Origin of the sequence: Pseudomonas sp. E6002 (genome assembly GCF_013385565.1) — a bacterium.
Taxonomy (GTDB): Bacteria; Pseudomonadota; Gammaproteobacteria; order Pseudomonadales; family Pseudomonadaceae; genus Aquipseudomonas.
In genome coordinates this window covers 109,612-134,743 of the sequence record NZ_JACAPT010000023.1, presented here as the reverse complement: position 1 = coordinate 134,743, position 25,132 = coordinate 109,612, and the positions used below count along the sequence as shown (strand labels likewise).

Below are 25,132 nucleotides of genomic sequence, written 5' to 3'. Positions count from 1 at the left end.
AGGTCCTCAGTCGCTACATTCACTACTGACCCGCCGCTTTCGGGAGCAAGCCCCCCTCCCACACTTTGACAGTGTTTCAGCTGGAAATTAGTGCCGCTCCAGCGCATTCACCAGGTCGTGGAACGCCTCGCGGTTGGAGTCGTTCAAGCCCATCAGGATCTTGTGGGCTTCCAGTACCTTGACCCGTACCACTTCCTCGGACTGGTCCTGGGACGGCAGGTCGGTCAGGCATTCCGGGCACGGGATCGGGCGGTCAACGATGTTGAACACTTGATCGAAGCCCATGGACTGCAACAGACGGGTGATGTCTTCGTGGGTGGTGACGACGGTCGGCAGCAGTCCGACCTTCTGCCGAGACAGAATGGACAACTTGGCCAACAGCCCAAGGGTGGTGCTATCGATGCTGCGGGTTTCGGTCAGATCGATCACGATCGCCGAGAAATTCAAGGCTGTGAAGATCCGCTCAATCGTCGCATCCAGCGCCGAACACAAGGTCAGGCGCACTTCACCGACAAACTTCAGGACAAAAGTCCCGTCTTGCTCGGCGAATTGGATTCTTCCGGTACTCATCAAAGATTCCTGCTCAACACCAATAGGGCGATATCATCCGGCATCTCCCCTAGCGTGGCCAATCCAAAAACCTGCCGCAGGCCATCCAGGCTGCCGCCCGCCGACCTGACCCGTTGGGGCAAGGCGGCTTCTTTCTCTTTGAGTGTAGGCTCTGGCAAAAGGTCCAGGATACCGTCGGACATCAGCGTCAGGCTGAACGTCGGCGGCAATTCCAGGATGTGGTCTTCGTAGGTGGCTTCATTGAACAAGCCAACCGGCAAACCACGCCCTTCCAGGTAGCGCACACTGTCTGGAGTGTATAAAACCGGCAATGGCAGGTGACCGCCAATGCTGTAGGTCAAAAGACCTGTTTCTTCATCAATCACGCCGCCGACCATCGTCACGTGCTTGCCCAGCTTGCAGCTGATCAGGCCCCGGTTGATGTGGCCCAGCACTTGCGAAGGGGTGAACTCCGGCAAGGTGCCATTGCGCTTGGACTCGAACAACAGCCGTGTAGTCATGAACTTCAACAACACGGTCACGAATGCGGAGGAGGCGCCGTGGCCGGAAACGTCGGCCAGGTAGAACGCGACACGCCGCTCATCAACGCGGAAGTAGTCGACGAAATCACCCGACAGGTACAGCGACGGGATGATCTGGTGGGCAAACTTGAACTCGTCGATGCTCCACGGGCTCACCGGCAGCATGTTCATCTGCACCTGGCGACCGGCGTTCTGGTCTTCCTGGAGCAGGTTCAGGCTGGCTTCGAGTTCGCGGTTGGCGGTTTCGAGCTTTTCACGGTAACGCTGGTTTTCCAGCAGCAGCCGTGCACGATCCAGGGCACGACGCACCGAGTGCTCCAGCACAGCCAGGTCTTCCAGGGGCTTGATCAGGTAGTCGGCAGCGCCGAGGCGCAAGGCCTCGACGGCATCGTTCATCACGCCGGCACCGGACACGACAATCACCGGCGTCTGCGGGGCGATGTCGGTCACCTGGCGGATCAGCTCAAGGCCGCCCACCTGGGGCATGCGCAGGTCGCAGATCACAAGGTCGGGCTTGTCGCGCTCGAATACCTGGAGACCCTGGAGGCCGTTGCTGGCCTGCAGGACGCTGAAGCCACTGTCTTCCAAATAGGCCGCAAGACTCGCGCGCACTACTTCGTCGTCATCGATTATCAGCAGCGTGGCACTGGTTTTCTGCATGTGGGCAAACGGCGCCAGAATTAGGTTGGCGTAGGCAGCTCGACAATGGCCGGGCTTACTACTGGATTCGCTTTCTAGCCTCTCTGTCCTACAAAACGCCGAGTTATTGCCGACGCACAAAGGTAAAGCAGAGGTGCCCTTCTAAGGCGCAGACGGTACTCCCATCCGCCAGGGGTTTCAAGCTCACGGCGATGGTCGCCGGGCGTCTTTACATCGCAAATCACCAGTAGTTATAAGAACACATAAAACCGCGACTTAAAGTAAGCACGTAACCCACGGATAAACCTCGAATGCCGCCCACAAAAAAGGCGACCCGAGGGCCGCCTTCTTCTTTCAAGCCTGGGGCTTAAAAGTCGTCTACAACCTTGCCATCCTTGACCTTGAACTCGCGATTCTGCAAGTAGGCGTTGCGGATGAAGGTGTATTTGTCGCCGCTGATCAGCTTCTCGGAGGACAGCAGGCTGGCACGCGTGTCGACGATATTCAGGCCGAAGGTGCTGTTGCGCCAGCCGATATCGTTCATGTAGCGGTACGGCTGGGTGTAGCTGTCCACGTATTTGGACGGCGCGTCACGCAGGGTGCTTGGGCCCAGCAGTGGCAGCATCACGTAAGGACCGCTGTCGACGCCCCAGTAGCCGAGAGTCTGGCCGAAGTCTTCGTCGTTGCGTTGCAGCCCCATTTTGGTGCCGACATCAACAAAACCCAGCACGCCGAACGTGGTGTTCATCAGCAAGCGAGCAGTGTCGACGCCTGCAGCGTGGGGCTTGAGTTGCAGCACGTCGTTGGCAAAGTTGCCGACGTCGCCGATGTTGCGGAAGAAGTTGTGGATCCCGTCCTGCACGAACTGCGGGGTCACGAACTGATAGCCTTGAGCCAATGGCTTGAGGGCATAGGTATCAACGGTATCGTTGAAGGTGAAGATCGGGCGGTTGACGCTTTCCCATGGATCATCTTCCGAGGCCGCCTGGGCTACGAAAGGAACCAGCAAAATACTCGCACATACGGACAGCTGAGCTAGACATTGGCTCCAGCGCATAGCTTGAACTCCTTGAATGGTCTGTCATGGGCGCTATGCCCTGAATGAGGCCGTCAGTATATGACGGAAGTGTCAGATTAGGCAGCCTTGCAGAAATGTCATTCAGCAAATGCACAAAATTCCTACAATTGCTGCGGGTGTAACTTGCTTGTCACCCAAGTCCGGTAGCGTCACTGCTATTTCAGGGACGTCGAAATGCCACACGCCGAGATTGTTAGTGCCAGCACCCCGTCCTTGACGGCCGTACTGTTCGGGCTTAGTGGCTGCCTGGTGGACTTTGGTTCCCAGGCCCGCGCCGATTCCGCGCCTTCCAGCGATACCCATGCCACTGTCGGCGCCCTGAAGATCCTGCGCAGCCTCGAAGAACAGCGCGTCCCTTGTGCATGGCTGGACGAGTTGCCGGCGTCGGTTTCCACACCGCTGGCCGCCGGGCTACCCCGCTGGATCAAGGCTGCCAAGCCCTCCTCCACCCGCTGGCCGGCGCCTCACGCCTGCTGGCAGGCCCTGATGGAACTGAATATCGAACGCCTGGAAGGCTGCGTCCTGGTCAGCGGCGAGCCACGCCTGCTGCAATCGGGGCTCAATGCCGGGCTGTGGACCATTGGCCTGGCATCCTGTGGCTCATTGTGCGGGCTTTCGCCGCAGCAATGGCAAGCACTCAGCGAGAAGGAACGCGAGCATAAGCGCGCCAAAGCCACTGTCGCGCTCTATGGCCTGGGCGTGCATTCGGTGATTGACCACCTGGGCGAACTGCAGACCTGCCTGGCCGACATCAGCCTGCGCCAGCTCAAAGGCGAGAAGCCCTGATCGAGATCATGCACAGTAGGCGCCAGTGGATTAATCTACAGGTCAGCCCATAGACCTTTCCCGGCGTGCCGCGGTCTATGTCAGTGCCTATCGATAAAAGGAAGAACGCCATGCCTGCCCGCGAACAACTGCAAGAACAGGTCAAAATTTTGCGCGAGCAATTGGATCAGAATCCAGAAATGCCCCTCGAACAGCGCGAAGAGCTGCAAACATTGATTGCTGAACTGGAAGTTCAGGAGCCACTGGAAGGTGCCATTCAGGATCCAAGCATCGCCGATGGTGTGAACCTGGCGGTAGAACGCTTCGAACTCGACCACCCGGGTATTGCCGGGACCTTGCGCAATATTGTGGTGACCCTGGGTAACATCGGGATTTAATAGCCCGACACCTATCAAATGTGGGAGCGGGCTTGCTCGCGAATGCGGTCCGTCAGCTGATACATATGCTGGCTGATACACCGCTTTCGCGAGCAAGCCCGCTCCCACATTTATTTTGGGTGAAGGCTACTGTCGAGCCAGCCGCAGGTTCTGGAACTGCAGATCTTCCGTACTGCGGTACGGGTTGATATCGAGCCCGCCACGCCGCACATACCGCGCATACACCGTCAGTTTCTCCGGCTTGAGCAAGCGCTGCAGGTCGAGAAAGATCCGCTCCACGCACTGTTCATGGAAGTCCGAATGCTGGCGGAAGCTCACCAGGTATTCCAGCAGGCTGGCATGATCCAGCGCCGCGCCGCGGTACTCCACCGCCACACTGCCCCAGTCAGGCTGGCTGGTCACCGGGCAGTTGGACTTGAGCAGATGACTGTGGACGCTCTCCTCCACCACGCGCGAATCGTCGCAACGCAGCAGTTCCGGGCGCGGGTGCTCGTAGTTGCTGACGGTAATGTCCAGGTCATCAATGCACACACCCGGCAACGCGACCACGCCTTCGGCTTCAACCTCGCCCAGGCTGCGGATGCGCACGCCAACCGGCTTGCCGGCCGCTGCACTCAGGTCGGTGCGCAAAGTCGCTTCAAGGCTTTGCACATCGGCAAACGCGGTTTGGTTCAGCGAGTTGAGGTACAACTTGAACGACTTCGACTCGATGATGTTCGGCGAGTCGGCCGGGATACTGAATTCACCGATGGCCACCACGGGTTTGCCGGATGGCAGCAGCCAGGACAGTTCGAAGCAGTTCCAGAAATCCACGCCTTTATACGGCAGGGTCTCGGCACTCAGGCCCAGCTCGGCCCACTTGGCGGCGCGAGGAATCGGGAACAGCAACGACGGGGTGTAGGTGGAGATGTATTCACTGGACTTGCCCAGCGGCGAATGTTCGGCTGCGGGATGCATGGCGGAAACCTGGCTAAATAAACGCCGCCATTCTACCCGCCTTTGCCCGTCAATGGCTTACTGGCTGACGGTCAGCTTGCCGACCATGCCCGCCTGGTAATGCCCCGGAATGTTGCAGGCAAACTCCAAGCCGGTGGCCTTGGTGAAGGTCCAGGTCAGCTCGGCGGTCTTGCCTGGCTCTACCAACACGCTGTTGGGGTCGTCGTGCTTCATGCCTGCCATATCACCATGCCCCATCGCACTGTGGTCCATTTTGCCCATGCCGGTCGCCGTCAGCATGCCGCTGGCCTGCATCTGCAGCATCTCTTTCTGATGCGCTGCGTGCATGGCGGCATCGCCAAGGTTGAATTCATGAAGCAACTGGCCTTTGTTGACCAGCACAAAGCGCACAGTCTCACCGGCTTTTACATCAATAGCCTTGGGCGAAAAGGAAATGTCCTGCAGCACCACTTCCACGGTGCGCGTGGCCTTGGCGGCGGGCGCGGCCTCACCGAAGGCGAAGGTTTCAGCCGGGGATGCCAGCACCGGAAGACTCATCGCCATCAGGCAGCCCGCCAACAACCAGGATTTACGTAAAAACATGCTCACACTCCAAAGGTTCGGAATCAGTCTGTGGGACACTTTACGAACGCGCCGCTGCCAGCCAGCTGACTGCCAGATTACAACTTTGTCAGCTTGAGCCGGCTGCCGGATGTGCGCGGTATAACGTCTGTGTTCCCGTAAAACCATGAGCCGCCCATGAAACTGCTGATCGTCGAAGACCAACCGAAAACCGGCCACTACTTGCGCCAGGGGCTGGCCGAGGCCGGGTTCAACACCGAGCTGGTGGCCGACGGCACCAGCGGCCAGCACCTGGCGCTGACCGGTGACTACGACCTGTTGATCCTCGATGTGATGCTGCCGGGCCGCGATGGCTGGCAGATCCTCCAGGCCGTACGCAACGCCGGGCTCGACATGCCGGTACTGTTCCTTACCGCGCGGGACGCCGTGGAAGACCGGGTGCATGGCCTGGAACTGGGCGCCGACGATTACCTGGTCAAGCCCTTCGCCTTCTCCGAACTGCTGGCCCGGGTGCGCAGCCTGTTACGCCGTGGCAGCAGCCCCCCCCAGGAAACCAGCCTGCAACTGGCCGACCTGCGCATGGACCTGATCCGCCGCCGGGTAGAGCGCGACGGCCAGCGCATCGACCTGACGGCCAAGGAGTTTTCCCTGCTGGAACTGCTGCTGCGCCGCCAGGGCGAAGTACTGCCCAAGTCGCTGATTGCCTCTCAGGTGTGGGACATGAACTTCGACAGCGACACCAACATCATCGAAGTCGCGATCCGCCGCCTGCGCCTGAAGGTCGACGATAACTTCCCCAACAAGTTGATCCACACCGTGCGCGGCATGGGCTACGTGCTTGAGGAGCGGTTCAGTTGATGAAACGGATTTCCCTGACCAGCCGCCTGGCACTGCTGTTTGCTGGCTGTACCGCCGTGGTTTCATTGCTGGCCGGCGTGCTGTTCAACCATGCCAGCGAGGCGCACTTTATCGAGCTGGACCAGCAGTTGCTCGACGGCAAGCTGATAGCGCTGCGCAGCACATTGCAAGGTGCCGACACGCCAGAACGATTTGCCTTACGAGAAACAACGCTGCGAGAAGAACTCAATCGCCAGCCTGACCTGGCCTTGCGCATCACCGCAGGCGATCAGCGCTGGTTCGACGGCGCTCCCGGCATCACCCTGCCCCAGGCGCCTGGCCTGCACAGCGTGCAGAACGCCGGCACCGATTACCGCGTGTACAACGCGCCGCTGATTCCTGGAAACACTGACTCGCCACGCCTGACGCTGATGCTCGACATCACCCACCATCAACACTTCCTGCAACGCATGCAGCATCTGATCTGGCTGACCGTCGGTCTCTCCGCCCTGGCCACCGCCCTGCTCGGCGCCTGGGCCGCCCGCAGCGGGTTGCGACCGCTGAGGCGCATGAGCGAAGTCGCCAGCGGCGTGTCTGCCCACTCCCTGACCCAGCGCCTGCCCCAGGAGCAAATGCCCGCCGAACTGGAGGAACTCGCCCAGTCCTTCAACGCGATGCTTGGCCGCCTGGACGATGCCTTCCAGCGCCTTTCGGCGTTTTCTGCCGACATCGCCCATGAACTGCGCACGCCACTGTCGAATTTGCTGACACAGACCCAAGTCATCCTCACGCAGCCACGGGCGCTGGAGGACTACCGCGAAGCCCTGCACAGCAACCTGGAAGAACTGCAATGGATGGCGCAGTTGGTCAACGACATGCTGTACCTGGCCAAGGCGGACCATGGGCTGCTGGTGCCCAAGCGCGAAACCCTGGTGCTGGCGGACGAGGTGGAGGCATTGCTGGAGTTTTTCGCACCGCTGGCGGAGGACGTCCAGGTGCGGCTGGTTCGGGAAGGCAACGCCAGCACTTCAGGTGACCGCAGCATGTTGCGCCGGGCGATTTCCAACCTGCTGGATAACGCGCTGCGGTTCACCCCGCCGGGTGGCGAAGTCAGCGTGCGGATCGTCGAGGGGATGCAAGGCGTGACGCTGAGTGTGGAAAACACCGGGGAAGGCATTCCCGAGGCATTGTTGCCACGGTTGTTTGACCGCTTTTACCGGGCAGATCCGGCGCGTCATGAAGGGAGCAGCGAGCATGCGGGGCTGGGTTTGGCGATTACCCAGTCGATTGTGCGGGCCCATGGGGGGCGGATTTTCTGTGAGTCGGGGGCGGGATGGGCGAGGTTTGTGATGGAGTTGCCGCAGGGGTATTGATGCAAGCTGTAGCGGCCCTTTCGCGAGCAAGCCCGCTCCCACATTTTGACCGAGTGCATTCAGGAAGAACGCGGTCAAAATGTGGGAGCGGGCTTGCTCGCGAAGGCGGTCTTAAGAATTACGAATACCTGAGGGCATGCGCCGGCTCAATCTTCGCCGCGCGATACGCCGGATAGATGGTCGCCAAAAAGCTCAACACAAACCCCGCCGAGCAAATCAGCAACACATCCCCACCCTGCAACTGCGAAGGCAGGTTGCTGACGAAATACACGTCCGAACTGAAGATATGCTGCCCGGTGACCCGTTCCAGCCAACCGACCAGTTCACTGACGTTCAGCGCCGCAATCACGCCGAGGATGCCACCGATCAAGGTACCGACGATCCCGATCACCGTCCCCTGCACCATGAAGATCGCCATGATCTGCCGCGGCGTGGCGCCAATGGTGCGCAGGATCGCAATGTCGGCGCCCTTGTCGTTCACCACCATGATCAAGGTCGCGATGATGTTGAACGCCGCCACCGCGACGATCATCAGCAACAGCAGGCCGATCATGGTTTTTTCCATCTTCATCGCGCTGAACAGGCTGCCCTGGGTGTGGGTCCAGTCGTCGGCCTTGTAGTCGGCACCGAGGCTGGCGGCGATATCCGCCGAGACCTTGGGTGCGGCATACAAGTCTTTCACCGCCAGGCGCACGCTTTGCACCTGGTTCGGCTCCCAATGCTGTATCTCGGCGGCGTCGGCCATGTGGATCAGGGCCATGGAGCCATCCAGCTCCGCGCCCACCTTGAACACACCCACCACGTTCAAACGCTGCATACGCGGGGTGATGCCACCGGGCGCACTGCTGATTTCCGGCACGATCAGGGTCAGCTTGTCACCGACGTTCAGGCGGAAACGCCGGGCGGTGATCTCACCGATGACCACACCGAACTCGCCCGGTTTAAGGTCTTCAAGATGACCCTGGACGATATGCTGGGCCACGATCGACACCTTGCCTTCCTGGGCCGGATCAACGCCACTGATCTCGATCGGCTGCATCGCGCCCTTGTAGGAGAGCATGCCGTCCATCTGTGTGAACGGTACAGCAGCAGTGACTTCCGGATTCTTCATCGCGGCATCTGCCACCGGCTGCCAGTCGCTGATGGGCTTCACGCCAACGATGGTCGCGTGGGGCACCATGCCGAGGATGCGTGAGCTCATCTCCCGCTGGAAACCGTTCATTACCGACAACACCACGATCATCGCCAGCACGCCGAGGGCGAGGCCGATCATCGAGGTCATCGAGATAAACGAAACAAAACGGTTGCGGCGCTTGGCGCGGGTATAGCGCGTGCCGATGAAAATCGATAACGGTCTGAACATTCGCGGGCACCGTTGAAAAAATAGAAAACCCGGCGCCGGGCGCCGGGCTTGAAACAGGTCAGATGGCGACCAGATGACCTTCCTGCAGGTGCAACACACGGTCCATCTGGCGGGCCATGCTCATGTCATGGGTCACCACCAGGAACGCGGTGCGCATCTGGGTGCTCAACTCCAGCATCAAGTCCTTGATGCCCTGGGCGGTGTGGGAGTCGAGGTTGCCGGTCGGCTCGTCGAGCATCACCAGGCCCGGGTTGTTGACCAGGGCACGGGCAATCGCCACACGCTGGCGCTCGCCGCCGGACAACTCAGCCGGTTTGTGCTCCAGGCGATGACCCAGGCCGACGCGCTCCAGCAACGCCTGGGCACGCTGGCGTGCTTCCGGGATCGCGGTCTTGCCGATCAACAGCGGCATGCAGACGTTTTCCAGGGCGGTGAACTCGGGCAGCAAGTGGTGGAACTGGTACACAAAACCCAGCGAACGGTTGCGCAACTGGCCACGGGCCTTCTCGCCCAGGGCCGACAACTCTTCGCCGGCCAGCCAGACGCTGCCCTGGGACGGCGTATCAAGGCCGCCCAACAGGTTGAGCAAGGTACTTTTACCGGAACCGGAACTGCCGACGATCGCCACGCGTTCGCCCGGGTGCAGTTCCAGCTGCAGGTTGGACAGCACCACCACGGACTCCGGGCCTTCCTCGTAGGATTTGCCCAGGTTGCGGCAGCTCAGGATTGCTTTTTCACTCATGCCCGATTCACTCATAACGTAAAGCCTGCGCCGGCTGGGTACGTGCCGCGCGCCAGGCTGGATACAGGGTGGCAAGGAAACTCAGGACCAACGCGGCGCCGCCGACCATCAATACGTCCTGGCTCTGCACCTGGGACGGCAAGTAGTCGATGAAGTAGACGTCGGAGTTCAAGAATTTGTGGCCGATCAACACTTCCAGCCCGGCGATAGCAGCGCTGACGTTCAGCGCGGCGAGAATCCCCACCACGGTGCCGATCAAGGTGCCGACGACGCCGATCACCGTGCCCTGGACCATGAAGATCGCCATGATCTGCCCCGGCGTGGCGCCAAGGGTGCGCAGGATCGCGATGTCGCCCTTCTTGTCGTTCACCACCATCACCAGCGTGGAGATGATGTTGAAGGCGGCGACGGCGACGATCAGCAGCAACAGCAAGCCGATCATGGCTTTTTCCATGCGGATGGCCTGGTACAGGTTGCCGTGGGTACGGGTCCAGTCGCGGGCGTAGTACTGGTTTTCACCCAGGTGCTGGGCGATTTCCCACGAGGTACGCGGCGCGTCGAACAGGTCGTTGAATTTCAGGCGCAAGCCCTGGACCTGGTCCGGCTTCCAGCGATGCAGGCGGGCCAGGTCGGTCAGGTTGGTCAGGCCCAGGTAGCCGTCGATCTCACCGGCGCCGACATGGAAGATGCCGACCACGGTAAAGCGCTTCATGCGCGGGAACATGCCCGCCGGAGTCACGGTGACTTCCGGCGCGACGAAGGTCAGCTTGTCGCCGATGCCCACGCCGAGCTTGGCCGCCGCCTTGTCGCCGATAGCGATGCCAAAGCTGCCGGGCGACAAGTCGTCCAGTTTGCCCTGCTGCATGAAGTTATCGATGATCGAGACATTGCGTTCCTGCGCCGGGTCGATGGCATTGAGCAGGACTTTCTGCACCTTGCCGTCGTTGGTCAACAGGCCCTGCATCTGGGTGAAGGGCGCAACCGCCAGCACTTTGGGGTTCTGCTTGACCTTCGCGGCCAGGCTTTGCCAGTCGCTGATGGGCTCACCCGACTCGATGGTCGCGTGGGGCACCATGCCCAGCACGCGGGTGCGCATCTCATGATCGAAGCCGTTCATCACCGACAGCACCACGATCATCACGACAACGCCAAGGGCGAGCCCGATCATCGAGGTCAGGGAAATGAACGACACAAAATGATTGCGACGTTTTGCACGGGTATAACGCGTGCCAATAAATACGAAGAGAGGTCTGAACATGTCGGGGCTTGTTCGGAGGAAAAGAAGACGTCCTTGTGGCGGGGTCAGGTAAGCAGCTTTACACTCAGACCATCACCGCTGCCTTGGGTTCGCCATGTCGACATTAGATGAAGAAGATCGCCGCGAATACTACCGTATCGAGGACATGATCGCACTGGAAATTACCCCACTGTCGGGCCCGGAAGCGCTGAGCAAGGAAGTGTTGCTGGATGATTCGCCGCTGTTCAATCTGCTCAGCGAGTTGCACCTGAGTGAATTTGAATCCCAGCACTTGCTGCGCCAGATCGGCGAGCGGGACCGCACCCTGGCCGCCTTCCTCAAAGTGCAGAACAAACGCATGGATTTGCTCAGCCAGATCATGGCGCAAAGCCTGCTGGGCGAGATCGGTACGCCGCAGCCCGTGGTCATTTCCGAAGGCGGCATCGAGTTCCTGAACCCCACGGCGATCCAGCCCGACAGCCACCTGGCGGTCAAGCTGGTGCTGATGCCGCAAGCCCTCGGGCTGTTGCTGCGAGCCAAGGTTACCCATTGCGATGCCAAGACCGGTGGCTTTGAAATCGGCACGGAATTCGAAGCCATGACCGATGCCCAACGCCAGTTGCTGGCACGCTATATCCTGCAGAAACAGGCCCAGGAACGGCGCCTGGCGCGGGAAAAAAGCGACGAATCCGACACCTGAATACGATCATTGAATGGCGCGTCGCGTCATCCATCCAGCCAGGAACCCTGGCGTAAAGGAGCAACTGTGACCCTGATTTATGGCCACCGCGGTGCCAAAGGCGAAGCACCGGAAAACACCCTGACCAGCTTCCAGGAATGCCTCAAGCACGGCGTGCGCCGCTGCGAACTGGATTTGCACCTGTCCATGGACGGCGAGCTGATGGTCATCCACGACCCGACGCTCAAGCGCACCACCGACCGGCGCGGCAAGGTCGTCGAGTATTCAGCCGCCGACCTGGTCAAGATGGACGCGCGCAAAGGCGGCCCGGGCTGGGTCAACCCTTGCCCGATCCCGCGCCTGGAAGAGCTGTTCGAACAGTGCGACTTCGACCACTGGCAACTGGAAGTCAAAAGCGCATCGCGCACCCGTGCGGCAACCACCGTGCTGGCGATCCGTGAAATGGCTCAGCGTTTCGGGCTGATGGACAAGGTCACCGTGACCTCAAGCTCGCGGGAAGTGTTGAAAGCGGCGCTGGACCTCACCCCGGACCTGTCCCGCGGGCTGGTAGCCGAATACGCCTGGCTCGACCCGTTGAAGGTCGCGGCCAACTATGGCTGTGAGATTCTGGCGTTGAACTGGACGTTGTGCACCCCTGAGCGTCTGGAAAAAGCCCAGCGCCAGGGTTTGCACGTGTCCGTGTGGACCGTCAACGAACCCGCGCTGATGCGCAGGCTCGCCGACTTCGGCGTAGATAGCCTGATTACAGACTTTCCCGGTTTGGCCACTGCCACCCTCGGGAATTACTGAAATCGGTCTCCCCGGCCGGCTCAGGCCACCGGCCGGAGCCACTCAAAAAAGCCGGTTGAGGCCGTCGTAGGCCGCTACCCGATAGGCTTCAGCCATGGTCGGGTAGTTGAACGTGGTGTTGACGAAATACTTGAGGGTATTCAGCTCACCCGGCTGGTTCATGATCGCCTGGCCGATGTGCACGATCTCCGACGCCTGATAGCCGAAGCAATGCACGCCCAGCACTTCCAGAGTCTCGCGGTGGAACAGGATCTTCAGCATGCCCTGGGGCTCACCGGCGATCTGCGCACGCGCCATGCTCTTGAAGAACGCCTTGCCGACTTCATAAGGCACCTTGGCCTTGGTCAGTTCGTGCTCGTTCTTGCCGATCGAGCTGATCTCGGGAATCGTGTAGATCCCGGTCGGCACGTCGTTGACGTAGCGCCAGCTGCCGTTGTCGACAATGCTGCCAGCGGCCGAGCGGCCCTGGTCATGGGCGGCACTGGCCAGGCTTGGCCAGCCGATCACGTCACCGGCACCGTAGATGTTCGGTACGCAGGTGCGGTAGTTCTCGTCGACTTCGATCTGGCCACGGCTGTTGACCTTGACCCCGATGTTTTCCATGCCCAGCTTGTCGGTGTTGCCGGTTCGGCCGTTGCACCACAGCAAGGCGTCGGCCTTGATCTTCTTGCCGGATTTCAGGTGCAGGATCACACCGTTGTCCAAGCCTTCGACCCGCTCGTACTCTTCGTTGTGGCGCACGGTGATGTTGTTGTTGCTGAAGTGGTAACTCAACGCCTGGGAAATTTCCGAGTCGAGGAAGCTCAGCAACTGGTCGCGGTTATCCACCAGCTCGACCAATACACCCAGGCCGCTGAAGATCGAGGCGTATTCACAGCCGATCACGCCGGCGCCATAGATGATCAGTTTGCGCGGGGTGTGGCCCAGGCTGAGAATGGTGTCGCTATCGTAGATACGCGGGTGGTGGAAATCGATATCCGCCGGGCGATACGGACGCGAGCCGGTGGCGATGATGATGTGCTTGGCTACCAGCTTCTCGACCACGCCGTTGGCGCAGACCACTTCGACGGTTTGCTCGTCGGCGAAGCTGCCGGTGCCGAAGAACAGGTCGACGCGGTTACGGGCATAGAAGCCGGTACGCGAGGCAACCTGTTTGGAAATGACTTTTTCAGCGCTCTTGAGCACGTCCGGGAACGAGAACCAGCGCGGCTCACCAATGGCCCGGAACATCGGGTTGGTGTTGAACTGCATGATCTGGCGCACCGAGTGACGCAAGGCCTTGGACGGGATGGTACCCAGGTGGGTGCAGTTACCGCCGACCTGGCGACGGCTATCGACCATCGCCACCTTGCGCCCTGCTTTGGCGGCGTTCATCGCCGCACCTTCTCCAGCTGGGCCGGAACCCAGTACCACCACGTCGTAGTTGTAGACAGCCATGCGTACTCCTCAGAACAGGCCAGGGCGCACGGTTGGACGCCTGGCTAAATCATGCCGCGGCCAGCGGTCATGAAGGATCAATGTGGCTCAAGTGTGTGAGCCGGGGCACAGTCTATAGAACGCTCAACGTCGCGCACATTAACCCTTGGTCGCGTCGTAGGCCAGTTTTGCCTTTACTACACGGCGCTCGTTATTGAATTAACCTGTAGGCAAGCACCTTTTCAGGACTGGCCATTATGAAGCATGTCGTCATTTGTTTATTGCTGATGTTTTCGGTCCCGGTTCTGGCGAATGAGGCTGATCGCCTCAAACAAGCCGATTTTCCGGCGCAATCTCATCAACTGGTGCTGAAAAACCAGGCCGTCCTGACCTACCTGTGGGCAGACGTCTATGCGGCGGCATTGTTCGCCCAGGCTGACCTGAGCGCCAAACAAGCCCTGGATCAGCAAAAAGACCTGCGCCTGGAGCTGTATTACTTTCGCGATATCGACCGCAACGATGTGATCAAGGCCGCCACCGCCACCCTCGAACGTCAGCAAACACCCGCCACCCTCGCCCGCCTGAAGCCTGAACTGGATCAATTGCACAAAAGCTTCCGCAACATCCGCAGCGGCGACCGTTATGCGCTGGACTTCCAACCTCAGCGCGGCCTGAACCTGGAAATCAACGGCACGGTGGTGTTCAGCAGTCGCAATGACGAACTGGCCAAGGCTTATCTCGGCATCTGGCTGGCACCAAAAGGCTTGTCCGACAGCCTGCGTAGCACCCTCCTCAACTGATCGCAAAAACCCTGTGGGAGCGGGCTTGCTCGCGAATACGGTGTGTCATTGGCTCATAAGCTGACTGACACACCGTTTTCGCGAGCAAGCCCGCCCCCGCATTGGATTTTCATCACCGGGAGTCCTGCGGCAATTTGCCAGCTTGCTATCGGTTTTTTGTTGCCTGTGGTGGCTTATACACATATCGTTACAAAACTGTTCAGCGCCAGCCTCGTGCCAAGGCTTTAACAGCAAGGACGGTTGCGACCAGGGATTACTAATAAGATAGCCAAAATGAGTGCATGACATGTCCACTACAACGGGCAAGGGCAAGGCGATCTTTCGCGTTGTCAGCGGTAACTTCCTTGAGATGTTCGACTTCATGGTCTACGGCTTCTACGCCACGGCCATTGCCAAGACATTTTTCCCCACCGACAGCGCGTTCGCGTCCCTGATGCTGTCCCTGGCGACCTTTGGTGCCGGGTTCCTGATGCGTCCGCTGGGCGCGATTTTCCTCGGTGCCTATATCGACCGTCACGGCCGTAAAAAGGGCCTGGTGATCACCCTGGCGATGATGGCCGCCGGTACCGTGCTGATCGCCTGCGTTCCCGGGTATGCCACCCTGGGCGTCGCGGCGCCGTTGCTGGTGCTGTTCGGCCGCCTGCTGCAAGGCTTCTCCGCCGGTGTCGAACTGGGCGGCGTGTCGGTGTACCTGGCGGAAATCGCCACTGCAGGCCGTAAAGGCTTCTTCGTCAGCTGGCAGTCCGCCAGCCAGCAAGCCGCCGTGGTATTCGCCGGCCTGCTGGGCGTAGGCCTGAACCACTGGCTCAGCCCGGAAGAAATGGGTGACTGGGGCTGGCGCGTGCCGTTCCTGATCGGCTGCCTGATCGTGCCGGTGATCTTCGTGATTCGTCGCTCCCTGGAAGAAACCCCGGAATTCCAGGCGCGCAAACACCGCCCTACCCTGCAGGAAATCGTCCGCTCGATCGGCCAGAACTTCGGCATCGTCATCGCCGGCATGGCGCTGGTGGTGATGACCACCGTGTCGTTCTACCTGATCACCGCCTACACCCCGACCTTCGGCAAGGCCGAACTGCACCTTTCGGACTTCGACGCGCTGCTGGTCACCGTGTGCGTCGGCATCTCGAACTTCATCTGGCTGCCGGTGATGGGGGCGGTGTCCGACAAGATCGGGCGTAAACCCCTGCTGCTGGGGGCGACTATTCTGGCGATCCTCACCGCTTATCCAGCGCTGTCCTGGCTGGTGGCCAATCCGAGCTTCAGCCATCTGCTGATCGTGCTGCTCTGGCTGTCGTTCCTGTATGGCTCGTACAACGGCGCGATGGTTGTAGCGCTGACCGAAATCATGCCAGTAGAAGTGCGCACCACCGGTTTCTCCCTGGCCTATAGCCTGGCAACGGCGACCTTTGGTGGTTTCACACCAGCGGCGTGTACCTACCTGATCCATGTGCTGGACAACAAGGCCGCACCGGGCATCTGGCTCAGCGGCGCGGCGGTGCTGGGCTTGATCGCCACATTGATTCTGTTCAAGGGCAACCGGCATGAACTGCGTACCGCGCAGGCTTCGATAGTCGGCGGCGCTTGATGGATCGCTATCGCAGGCAAGCCAGCTCCCACATTTGAATGTATTCACACATCAACATGTGGGAGCTGGCTTGCCTGCGATGAGGCCGGTACAAGCAACACAAAAACAACAGACATAAAAAAGCCCCGAACCAGTCGGGGCTTTTTCATTTACCGCTGATGCTTAGCGCGGGAATGCTGGCGGGTTAACCCCAGCCATGTCTTCCATCACGCGAACCACCTGGCAGCTGTAACCGAATTCGTTGTCGTACCAGACGTACAGAACAACGCGGTTGTCTTGAGTGATGGTCGCTTCAGCGTCCACCACACCGGCGTGGCGCGAGCCCACGAAGTCGGTGGAAACCACTTCCTGCGAATTGACGAAGTCGATTTGCTTGTGCAGATCGGAGTGCAGCGCCATGTAGCGCAGGTACTCGTTCATCTCTTCACGGGTGGCGGCTTTCTCAAGGTTCAGGTTGAGAATGGCCATCGACACGTTCGGCGTCGGAACACGGATCGCGTTACCGGTCAGCTTGCCGGCCAGCTCAGGCAGGGCCTTGGCAGCAGCGGTGGCAGCACCGGTCTCGGTGATCACCATGTTCAGCGCGGCGCTACGGCCACGGCGATCGCCCTTGTGGAAGTTGTCGATCAGGTTCTGGTCGTTGGTGTACGAGTGAACCGTTTCAACGTGACCGTTAACGATGCCGAACTTGTCATTCACAGCCTTCAGCACCGGCACGATGGCGTTGGTGGTGCAGGAAGCGGCGGACACGATCTTGTCGTCAGCGGTGATTTCACCGTGGTTGATGCCGTGCACGATGTTCTTCAGCTTGCCCTTGCCAGGCGCAGTCAGGACAACGCGGTCGATACCCGGGCACGCCAGGTGCTGGCCCAGGCCCTCGGCATCACGCCACACACCGGTGTTGTCCACCAGCAGTGCGCCCTTGATGCCGTACTGGGTGTAATCCACCTCAGACGGGTTCTTCGCGTAGATCACCTGGATCAGGTTACCGTTGGCGGTGATGGTGTTGTTTTCTTCGTCGATGACGATGGTGCCGTTGAACGGACCGTGGACCGAGTCACGACGCAGCAGGCTCGCGCGCTTGGTCAGGTCGTTTTCAGCACCTTTACGCACCACGATGGCACGCAGGCGCAGGCCGTCGCCGCCACCGGTTTTTTCGATCAGGATGCGCGCCAGCAGGCGGCCGATACGACCGAAACCGTACAGCACAACGTCGGTGCCTTTGCGGGCTGCGGCGTTTTGCTGGCCAACCACGTCGGCCATTTCTTCACGTACGAACTGCTCGGCGGTGCGGCCAGCGCCTTCCTTGCGGAATTTATAGGCCAGCTTGCCCAGGTCTACCGAAGCCGCGCCGAGCTTGAGCTCGCTCATGGCTTTAAGCAGAGGGAATGTTTCGTGGACGGAGAGTTCGCTATCGTCGGCAGAACGATGGCGAGCAAAGCGATGAGCCTTGAGAATCGCGATGACTGATTGGTTGATCAGGCTGCGGCCATAGATCGAGCTCACCACGTTGTTATTGCGGTATAGCTGACCGATAAGCGGAATCATCGCTTCAGCGAGTGCTTCACGGTCGATCCATTCACCAAGACACTGGTCGGGCTTCTGAGTCACGGGAACCTTCCACATGTAGGGGCAGAAAAAAGGGGCTACATTATGCCGCCCGACCGCCCTCGGAGCAATGCGCGGCCCGCAACAAAACCCCTTGCAAAAAAATATCGCCCCTCTGCAGCCCAGTAAATACGCGGCTTCCAGCGCACCCCCTGTTGGACCAATGTGACAAAGTGTCCGTAACCCTCCGAAACATACACCGATTTCGGCACTACATAATGAGTCAAAAGGCACCTTTGTTTGTCTTAGCCACTACATTTCCTACAAACCGTAATAGGCTCAGTCAGCAACTGACAGGCGGCACTCCGGGCCGTTACAATTACCGACTTTGTCGCAACGCTTGGAGCTCAACCTTCCGTGCCCGTTCTGCGTCTACCGCTTCTCCCTGCCGCGGCAGGTAAACAGCACTGGGGCAATCTGCCCGGTGCCGCCCTGAGCCTGGCCATCGCCGAGGCTGCCAGCGCTGCCAAGCGCTTTACCCTGCTGCTCACCGCCGACAGCCAAAGTGCCGAGCGGCTGGAACAGGAGCTGAGTTTCTTCGCCCCCGATTTGCCGGTACTGCATTTCCCGGACTGGGAAACCCTGCCCTACGATCTGTTCTCGCCGCACCAGGACATCATTTCCCAGCGCATCGCCAGCCTGTACCGCTTGCCGGAACTGGCCCACGGCGTGCTGGTGGTGCCGATCACCACGGCCCTGCACCGCTTGGCACCGACCAAGTTCCTGCTGGGCAGCAGCCTGGTGCTGGATATCGGCCAGAAGCTCGATGTGGAGCAAATGCGCACCCGGCTTGAGGCCAGCGGCTATCGCTGCGTCGACACGGTGTACGAGCACGGTGAGTTCGCCGTGCGTGGCGCGTTGATCGACCTGTTCCCGATGGGCAGCAAACTGCCCTACCGGATCGACCTGTTCGACGACGAAATCGAAACCCTGCGCACCTTCGATCCGGAAAACCAGCGCTCCATCGACAAGGTGCAGTCGATCAAGCTGCTGCCGGCCCGGGAGTTCCCGCTGCAAAAAGACGCGGTCACGCGCTTCAAGGCACGTTTCCGCGAGCGCTTCGACGTGGATTTCCGTCGCTGCCCGATCTTCCAGGACTTGAGCAGCGGGATTACCCCCGCCGGTATCGAGTACTACCTGCCGCTGTTCTTCGACGAAACTTCCACGCTCTTCGATTACCTGCCCCAGGACACCCAGGTGTTCTCGCTGCCAGGCATCGAACAGGCAGCGGAGAATTTCTGGAATGACGTGCGCAATCGTTATGAAGAACGCCGCGTCGACCCCTCCCGTCCTTTATTGCCACCGGCCGAGCTGTTCCTGCCGGTGGAGGACTGCTTCGCCCGCCTGAAAAACTGGCCGCGAGTAGTCGCCAGCCAGCAGGACGTGGATGCAGGCGCCGGCCGCGAGCGCTTTCCGGCGCAAGCGCTGCCGAACCTGGCGATTGAAGCCAAGGCTAACCAGCCGCTGGAAGCGCTGTCGAATTTCCTCGGTGACTTCCCCGGCCGCGTGCTGTTTACCGCCGAGTCCGCCGGGCGCCGCGAGGTGCTGCTGGAGTTGCTGGAACGCCTGAAGCTGCGGCCGAAAACCGTCGACAGCTGGCCGGACTTTGTCGCGAGCAAGGATCGCCTGGCGATCACCATCGCACCGCTGGACGAAGGGCTGCTGCTGGACGACCCGGCCCTGGCACTGATTGCCGAGAGCCCGCTGTTCGGTCAGCGGGTGATGCAGCGCCGCCGCCGCGAAAAGCGCGCCGATGCCAACAACGATGCGGTGATCAAGAACCTCACCGAGCTGCGCGAAGGCGCGCCGGTGGTGCATATCGACCACGGCGTGGGCCGTTACCTGGGCCTGCAGACCCTGGAGATCGACAACCAGGTGGCCGAATTCCTCACCATGGAATACGCCGAGGGCGCCAAGCTTTATGTGCCCGTGGCCAACCTGCACCTGATCGCCCGCTACACCGGCAGCGACGACGCCCTCGCGCCGTTGCACCGCCTGGGCTCCGAGACCTGGCAGAAAGCCAAGCGCAAGGCCGCCGAACAGGTACGCGATGTGGCCGCCGAGTTGCTCGACATCTATGCCCGCCGCGCCGCCCGCGAAGGTTATGCGTTTGCCGACCCAAAAGCCGACTACGCCACCTTCAGCGCCGGCTTCGCCTTCGAAGAAACCCCGGACCAGCAAACCACCATCGACGCCGTGCGCGCCGATATGCTGGCGCCCAAGCCGATGGACCGCCTGGTGTGCGGCGACGTGGGCTTCGGCAAGACCGAGGTGGCAATGCGCGCAGCGTTTATTGCGGTGCACGGCGGCCGCCAAGTGGCGATCCTCGTGCCGACCACCCTGCTCGCCCAGCAACACTACAACAGCTTCCGCGACCGCTTTGCCGACTGGCCAGTGACCGTGGAAGTGATGAGCCGCTTCAAATCGGCCAAGGAAGTGAATGCGGCCATCGCCGACCTGGCGGAAGGCAAGATCGACATTGTCATCGGCACTCACAAACTGCTGTCGGATGACGTGAAGATCAAGAACCTCGGGCTGGTGATCATCGACGAAGAGCACCGCTTCGGGGTTCGCCAGAAAGAACAGCTCAAGGCCCTGCGCAGTGAAGTCGACATCCTGACGCTCACCGCCACGCCGATTCCGCGCACGCTGAACATGGCGGTGTCGGGCATGCGCGACCTCTCGATCATCGCCACGCCGCCGGCGCGCCGGTTGTCGGTGCGCACCTTCGTCATGGAGCAGAACAAAAGCACGGTCAAGGAAGCCCTGCTGCGTGAGTTGCTGCGCGGCGGCCAGGTGTACTACCTGCACAACGATGTAAAAACCATCGAGAAATGCGCCGCCGACCTCGCCGAACTGGTGCCGGAAGCACGGATCGCCATCGGCCACGGGCAGATGCGCGAGCGCGAACTCGAACAGGTGATGAGCGACTTCTATCACAAGCGCTTCAACGTGCTGATCGCCTCGACCATCATCGAGACCGGCATCGACGTGCCGAGCGCCAACACCATCATCATCGAGCGCGCCGACAAGTTCGGCCTGGCGCAGCTGCATCAGTTGCGCGGCCGGGTCGGGCGCAGTCACCACCAGGCGTATGCCTATCTGCTGACACCGCCGCGCCAGCAGATCACTTCCGACGCCGAGAAGCGCCTGGAAGCGATCGCCAACACCCAGGACCTCGGCGCCGGCTTTGTGCTGGCCACCAACGACCTGGAAATCCGCGGCGCCGGCGAACTGCTGGGCGACGGCCAGAGCGGGCAGATCCAGGCCGTCGGCTTCACCCTGTATATGGAAATGCTCGAGCGCGCGGTGAAGTCCATCCGCAAGGGCGAACAACCGAACCTCGACCAACCGCTGGGTGGCGGCCCGGAGATCAACCTGCGCCTGCCGGCGCTGATCCCCGAAGACTACCTGCCGGATGTGCACGCGCGACTGATCCTGTACAAGCGCATCGCCTCGGCCACCGACGAAGAAGGTCTCAAGGACCTTCAAGTGGAGATGATCGATCGCTTCGGCCTGTTGCCGGAGCCGACCAAGAACCTGGTGCGCCTGACCCTGCTCAAATTGCAGGCGGAGCAACTGGGCATCAAGAAGGTCGACGCAGGCCCGCAAGGCGGGCGTATCGAGTTCGAAGCGCAGACGCCGGTGGACCCACTGGTGCTGATCAAGCTGATTCAGGGCCAGCCCAATCGCTACAAGTTCGAAGGGGCTACGCTGTTCAAATTCATGGTGCCGATGGAACGCGCCGAAGAACGCTTTAATACACTGGAGGCGCTGTTTGAGCGCCTCATCCCGAAATCTGCTTGAAGGACGCCCCAATGCGCCTGTTCCGCATTTTGAGCTTGTTGTTGGTGGTCGTTGCGCCTTCGGCGTTCGCCGACAGCCCGTACCTGGTGGAGATGATCCTGGTGCGCCAGAACGCCGAGCCGGTGATCAACAGCCGTGCGGCGCCGGAAAACTGGGACGCCGGCGCACCACGCCTGGGGACTGACAAAATGAGCCCGCCACGACTGGGCAATATTGTCGAGAAGCTGCAAGCCAGCAGCGACTACACCGTATTGCTGCACAAGTCCTGGGAACAGAATCTCGGTGAGCAACCGGTGAAGCTGGCCATCAGCGATGGCCAGGAACAGTTCGGCCAGTTCCCCATCGAAGGCACCCTGAACCTGCAGCTTGGGCGCTTTACCGATATCGACGCGGACTTCTGGGTAAACCAGTTCGACGCCAACGGCAGCGTCATCGCCAGCGAACACCTCAGCCAGCAAGACGTGCGCACCAAGAACAACCAGCTCAACTACCTGGACGGCGGCCACCTCGCCCTGCTGATCAAGATCACTTCGCTGACCGCCAAGCCGCCCAGCGCTCCACCGCCCGATGTCCAGGACTGATCCAGCACCATGCCCCTGACGTCGTCGTTGACCAAACCCCTGGCCCCTTCGTGGGCCAATCGCTTTAAAGAGCAAAGCCTCGAGCGTGGCCGACGCTACGCCCTGGAAAACCGCGTGCGTATCGTCGAGTCCGGCGACAGCACCATCATTGCCAGCTGCGAAGGCTCGGGTGGCAATGTCTACCGCCAGACCATCTCCCTGCGCGAATCCGCCAAGGGCACGCTGATCCTGGTGGACAGCCGCTGCACCTGCCCCGTGCACACCAACTGCAAACACATCGCCGCCGTGTTGCTCAAGGTCCAGGAAACCCTGGCCTACCCGGCGGCGGCCCAGGATGCCGAGTTGCTGGAGAAGCTCCAGGCGGTGCTGGATAACCGCGTGGTGCTGCCGCAAGTGGTGATGGAAGACGTGCAGCCGGTGCCACGCTTGTGGCTGGCGAGTATCGAGTTCAGTGCCTTCGAACCGCGCAACGGCAAGATGCAGCGTTATATCCAGCATCGCGCGGCGTTGTCCTTCAACTATTTGGGCAACTACGTCAGCGGCCAGAAGAACGCCGACATTATCGTGCGCCAGGAACAGCAGAGCCTGCGGATCAAGCGCCACCCCGAGGTGGAGCAGCAGTTTCGCGAACAGCTGCGCCTGCTGGGCTTCAAGATCGCCACCCGCCAGAGCAAGGCCCTGCCGGAAAGCGCCGGCGAGCTGTTCGAGATGGTCAATGACAGCGCGTGGCTGAACTTCACCCTGAATGCCTCGCCGAACCTGCGCGCCCAGGGTTGGGAACTACAGATCGACGAAGATTTCGGTTTTGACCTGAGCGCCGTCGACGACTGGTACGCCAGCGTCGACGAGATGCCGGAGCGCGACTGGTTCGACCTGGAGCTGGGGATCATCGTCAACGGCGAACGCCTGAGTCTTCTGCCGATCCTGTTGAACCTGATGCGCTCCCACACCGAGATCCTCAACCCGGAAAAACTCGCCCGGCGCCGTGATGACGAACTGATCCTGGTGAACATTCCCGGCCTGCCCAACGGCCACGGCCCGCTGCAAGTGGCGCTGCCTTATGGCCGGCTGAAACCGGTGCTGGCAACCCTGGGCGAGTTCTACCTGCAAGAGCCCGGCACCACCGCGCTGCGCCTGGCCAAGGCCGACGCGATTCGCCTGAACCCGCTGGAAGACCTGCCGCTGCAATGGGAAGGCGGCGAAAAGATCCGCAACTTCGCCCAGCGCCTGCGGGACATCAAGGATTTCAGCTGCGAAGCGCCGGAAGGCTTGAACGCAACGTTGCGCCCTTATCAACTGGAAGGCCTGAGCTGGATGCAGTCGCTGCGCCAACTCGACGTCGGCGGGATTCTCGCGGATGACATGGGCCTGGGCAAAACCCTGCAAACCCTGGCGCATATTCTCAGCGAGAAAATCGCCGGACGCCTGGACCGCCCGTGCATGGTGGTGATGCCCACCAGCCTGATCCCGAACTGGCTCGACGAAGCGGCGCACTTCACGCCGCAGCTCAAAGTCATGGCGTTGTACGGCGCGGGGCGCAAGAAACATTTCCCTCAGTTGCAGGACTACGACCTGCTGCTGACCACCTACGCCCTGCTGCCCAAGGACATCGAGCAACTGGCCGCCCTGCCCTTGCACGTGCTGATCCTTGACGAAGCGCAGTACATCAAGAACCCCAACAGCAAGGCCGCCCAGGCGGCCCGCGAGCTGAACGCCCGCCAGCGCCTGTGCCTCAGCGGTACACCGCTGGAAAACCACTTGGGCGAGCTGTGGTCGCTGTTCCACTTCCTGCTGCCGGGTTGGCTGGGGGACGTGAAGAGCTTCAACCGCGATTACCGCGTACCGATCGAAAAGCGCGGCAGCGATGTGCGATTGCAGCACCTTAATGGTCGGATCAAGCCGTTCCTGCTGCGTCGCACCAAGGAGCAGGTGGCGACCGAGCTGCCGCCCAAGACCGAGATCATCCACTGGGTCGACCTCAACGAAGCCCAACGCGACGTGTACGAAACCATGCGCCTGGCGATGGACAAGAAAGTCCGCGACGAGATTACCCGCAAGGGTGTGGCGCGCAGCCAGATCATCATCCTGGAGGCGCTGCTCAAGTTGCGCCAGGTGTGCTGTGATTTACGCTTGGTCAATGATGCAACCCTGCCGGCAAAGGGTAGTAGCTCGGGCAAACTCGACAGCTTGATGGAGATGCTCGAAGAGCTGTTTGCCGAAGGCCGCAGGATTCTGCTGTTTTCCCAGTTCACTTCGATGCTGAGCCTGATCGAGGCCGAGTTGAAGAAGCGCGGCGTGGCTTATGCGCTTCTTACCGGTCAGACGCGGGATCGGCGCACGCCGGTGAAAGACTTCCAGAGCGGCAAGCTGCAGATCTTCCTGATCAGCCTGAAGGCAGGCGGCGTCGGACTTAACCTGACGGAAGCCGACACGGTGATTCACTACGACCCGTGGTGGAACCCGGCCACGGAGAACCAGGCCACCGACCGTGCGTATCGCATCGGCCAGGAGAAGCCGGTATTTGTGTACAAGATGATTGCCCGGGGCACCGTGGAAGAGAAAATCCAGCATTTGCAGCAGGAAAAGTCTGATCTGGCGGCGGGCGTTCTGGATGGGCGGACGACGGGGGATTGGAAGTTGGGGAATGAGGATATCGAGGCGTTGTTTGCGCCGTTGCCTCACAAGCAAGAGAAGCGCTGACTGTTAGATCGCCTTCGCGAGCAAGCCCGCTCCCACATTTGACCGCATATACCCTGGAGGAATGCGGTCGGATGTGGGAGCGGGCTTGCTCGCGAAGGGCGCACC

The 25,132-nt window shown here is 60.7% G+C and carries 21 protein-coding genes; 11 read left to right on the top strand and 10 right to left on the bottom strand.

Translation table 11 applies throughout. From position 1 onward, the window contains the following. Positions 1-87: 87 nt before the first annotated feature. From rssC to HX815_RS19255, 3 genes are all read right to left on the bottom strand, one after another. Positions 88-570: an anti-sigma factor antagonist RssC gene (rssC, locus tag HX815_RS19265; protein WP_003218919.1), complete on the bottom strand. Its 483-nt coding sequence runs from the start codon at positions 568-570 to the stop codon at positions 88-90. Next, on the bottom strand, positions 570-1,751 hold the full coding sequence (gene rssB, locus HX815_RS19260; protein ID WP_003218921.1) for a two-component system response regulator RssB: 1,182 nt from the start codon (positions 1,749-1,751) through the stop codon (positions 570-572). The genes rssC and rssB overlap by 1 nt, the downstream gene beginning before the upstream one ends. A gap of 346 nt (positions 1,752-2,097) precedes the next feature. Further along, positions 2,098-2,787: a VacJ family lipoprotein gene (locus HX815_RS19255; protein ID WP_008437615.1), complete on the bottom strand. Its 690-nt coding sequence runs from the start codon at positions 2,785-2,787 to the stop codon at positions 2,098-2,100. A 195-nt stretch (positions 2,788-2,982) separates the two neighbouring features. On the opposite strand from HX815_RS19255, the gene HX815_RS19250 reads away from it, so the two are divergent. Beyond that, positions 2,983-3,594, top strand: a complete 612-nt coding sequence (locus HX815_RS19250; protein WP_003218927.1) for a hypothetical protein — start codon at positions 2,983-2,985, stop codon at positions 3,592-3,594. Between the two features lie 110 nt (positions 3,595-3,704). Beyond that, positions 3,705-3,971, top strand: coding sequence for a DUF4404 family protein (locus HX815_RS19245; RefSeq protein WP_177028721.1), 267 nt, complete (start codon positions 3,705-3,707; stop codon positions 3,969-3,971). 126 nt (positions 3,972-4,097) lie between these two features. Here HX815_RS19245 and queF read toward each other — a convergent pair whose 3' ends face one another. Then, the gene (gene queF / locus HX815_RS19240) at positions 4,098-4,928 is read right to left on the bottom strand and encodes an NADPH-dependent 7-cyano-7-deazaguanine reductase QueF (protein ID WP_076017252.1); all 831 of its coding nucleotides are present in this window, start codon (positions 4,926-4,928) and stop codon (positions 4,098-4,100) included. Between the two features lie 57 nt (positions 4,929-4,985). Further along, positions 4,986-5,510: a plastocyanin/azurin family copper-binding protein gene (locus tag HX815_RS19235; protein ID WP_003218934.1), complete on the bottom strand. Its 525-nt coding sequence runs from the start codon at positions 5,508-5,510 to the stop codon at positions 4,986-4,988. A 156-nt stretch (positions 5,511-5,666) separates the two neighbouring features. Between HX815_RS19235 and HX815_RS19230 the strand changes: the two genes are divergently transcribed. Both HX815_RS19230 and HX815_RS19225 read left to right on the top strand, forming a co-directional pair. Further along, positions 5,667-6,347, top strand: a complete 681-nt coding sequence (locus tag HX815_RS19230) for a heavy metal response regulator transcription factor (protein WP_003218936.1) — start codon at positions 5,667-5,669, stop codon at positions 6,345-6,347. Continuing rightward, a complete protein-coding gene (locus tag HX815_RS19225; RefSeq protein WP_177028720.1) occupies positions 6,347-7,699 on the top strand; it encodes a heavy metal sensor histidine kinase in 1,353 nt (450 codons plus the stop codon). Before HX815_RS19230 ends, HX815_RS19225 begins: the two co-directional genes overlap by 1 nt. A 118-nt stretch (positions 7,700-7,817) precedes the next feature. Here the strand turns inward: HX815_RS19225 and HX815_RS19220 are convergent, their stop codons facing one another. From HX815_RS19220 to HX815_RS19210, 3 genes are read right to left on the bottom strand one after another with little or no spacing between them, the layout of a single operon-like run. Next, a complete protein-coding gene (locus HX815_RS19220) occupies positions 7,818-9,062 on the bottom strand; it encodes a lipoprotein-releasing ABC transporter permease subunit (protein WP_003218940.1) in 1,245 nt (414 codons plus the stop codon). A 58-nt stretch (positions 9,063-9,120) separates the two neighbouring features. Continuing rightward, a complete protein-coding gene (lolD, locus tag HX815_RS19215) occupies positions 9,121-9,804 on the bottom strand; it encodes a lipoprotein-releasing ABC transporter ATP-binding protein LolD (protein ID WP_003218941.1) in 684 nt (227 codons plus the stop codon). A 7-nt stretch (positions 9,805-9,811) separates the two neighbouring features. Then, the gene (locus HX815_RS19210) at positions 9,812-11,062 is read right to left on the bottom strand and encodes a lipoprotein-releasing ABC transporter permease subunit (RefSeq protein ID WP_003218943.1); all 1,251 of its coding nucleotides are present in this window, start codon (positions 11,060-11,062) and stop codon (positions 9,812-9,814) included. A 94-nt stretch (positions 11,063-11,156) separates the two neighbouring features. Here HX815_RS19210 and HX815_RS19205 point away from each other — a divergent pair, with 94 nt between their 5' ends. Together HX815_RS19205 and HX815_RS19200 are read left to right on the top strand one after the other, a co-directional pair. Then, positions 11,157-11,741 (top strand): PilZ domain-containing protein, encoded by a 585-nt coding sequence (locus tag HX815_RS19205; RefSeq protein WP_003218944.1) that lies wholly within the window; start codon positions 11,157-11,159, stop codon positions 11,739-11,741. 66 nt (positions 11,742-11,807) lie between these two features. Beyond that, positions 11,808-12,530 (top strand): glycerophosphodiester phosphodiesterase family protein, encoded by a 723-nt coding sequence (locus HX815_RS19200; RefSeq protein WP_003218946.1) that lies wholly within the window; start codon positions 11,808-11,810, stop codon positions 12,528-12,530. A 42-nt stretch (positions 12,531-12,572) separates the two neighbouring features. On the opposite strand, the gene sthA is transcribed toward HX815_RS19200, so the two are convergent. Next, on the bottom strand, positions 12,573-13,967 hold the full coding sequence (gene sthA, locus HX815_RS19195) for a Si-specific NAD(P)(+) transhydrogenase (protein ID WP_003218947.1): 1,395 nt from the start codon (positions 13,965-13,967) through the stop codon (positions 12,573-12,575). Between the two features lie 236 nt (positions 13,968-14,203). On the opposite strand from sthA, the gene HX815_RS19190 reads away from it, so the two are divergent. Next, positions 14,204-14,746: a chalcone isomerase family protein gene (locus HX815_RS19190; RefSeq protein ID WP_177028719.1), complete on the top strand. Its 543-nt coding sequence runs from the start codon at positions 14,204-14,206 to the stop codon at positions 14,744-14,746. A gap of 286 nt (positions 14,747-15,032) precedes the next feature. Further along, a complete protein-coding gene (locus HX815_RS19185; RefSeq protein WP_177028718.1) occupies positions 15,033-16,331 on the top strand; it encodes an MFS transporter in 1,299 nt (432 codons plus the stop codon). Between the two features lie 162 nt (positions 16,332-16,493). Here the strand turns inward: HX815_RS19185 and HX815_RS19180 are convergent, their stop codons facing one another. Continuing rightward, positions 16,494-17,957: a glyceraldehyde-3-phosphate dehydrogenase gene (locus HX815_RS19180; RefSeq protein WP_177028717.1), complete on the bottom strand. Its 1,464-nt coding sequence runs from the start codon at positions 17,955-17,957 to the stop codon at positions 16,494-16,496. A gap of 339 nt (positions 17,958-18,296) precedes the next feature. On the opposite strand from HX815_RS19180, the gene mfd reads away from it, so the two are divergent. From mfd to HX815_RS19165, 3 genes are read left to right on the top strand one after another with little or no spacing between them, the layout of a single operon-like run. After that, on the top strand, positions 18,297-21,746 hold the full coding sequence (mfd, locus tag HX815_RS19175; protein ID WP_003218956.1) for a transcription-repair coupling factor: 3,450 nt from the start codon (positions 18,297-18,299) through the stop codon (positions 21,744-21,746). Between the two features lie 11 nt (positions 21,747-21,757). Continuing rightward, entirely contained in the window at positions 21,758-22,327 is a 570-nt protein-coding gene (locus HX815_RS19170) for a CsiV family protein (RefSeq protein ID WP_003218957.1), read from the top strand. Between the two features lie 9 nt (positions 22,328-22,336). Next, entirely contained in the window at positions 22,337-25,027 is a 2,691-nt protein-coding gene (locus tag HX815_RS19165) for a DEAD/DEAH box helicase (RefSeq protein ID WP_003218960.1), read from the top strand. Positions 25,028-25,132: the final 105 nt, after the last annotated feature.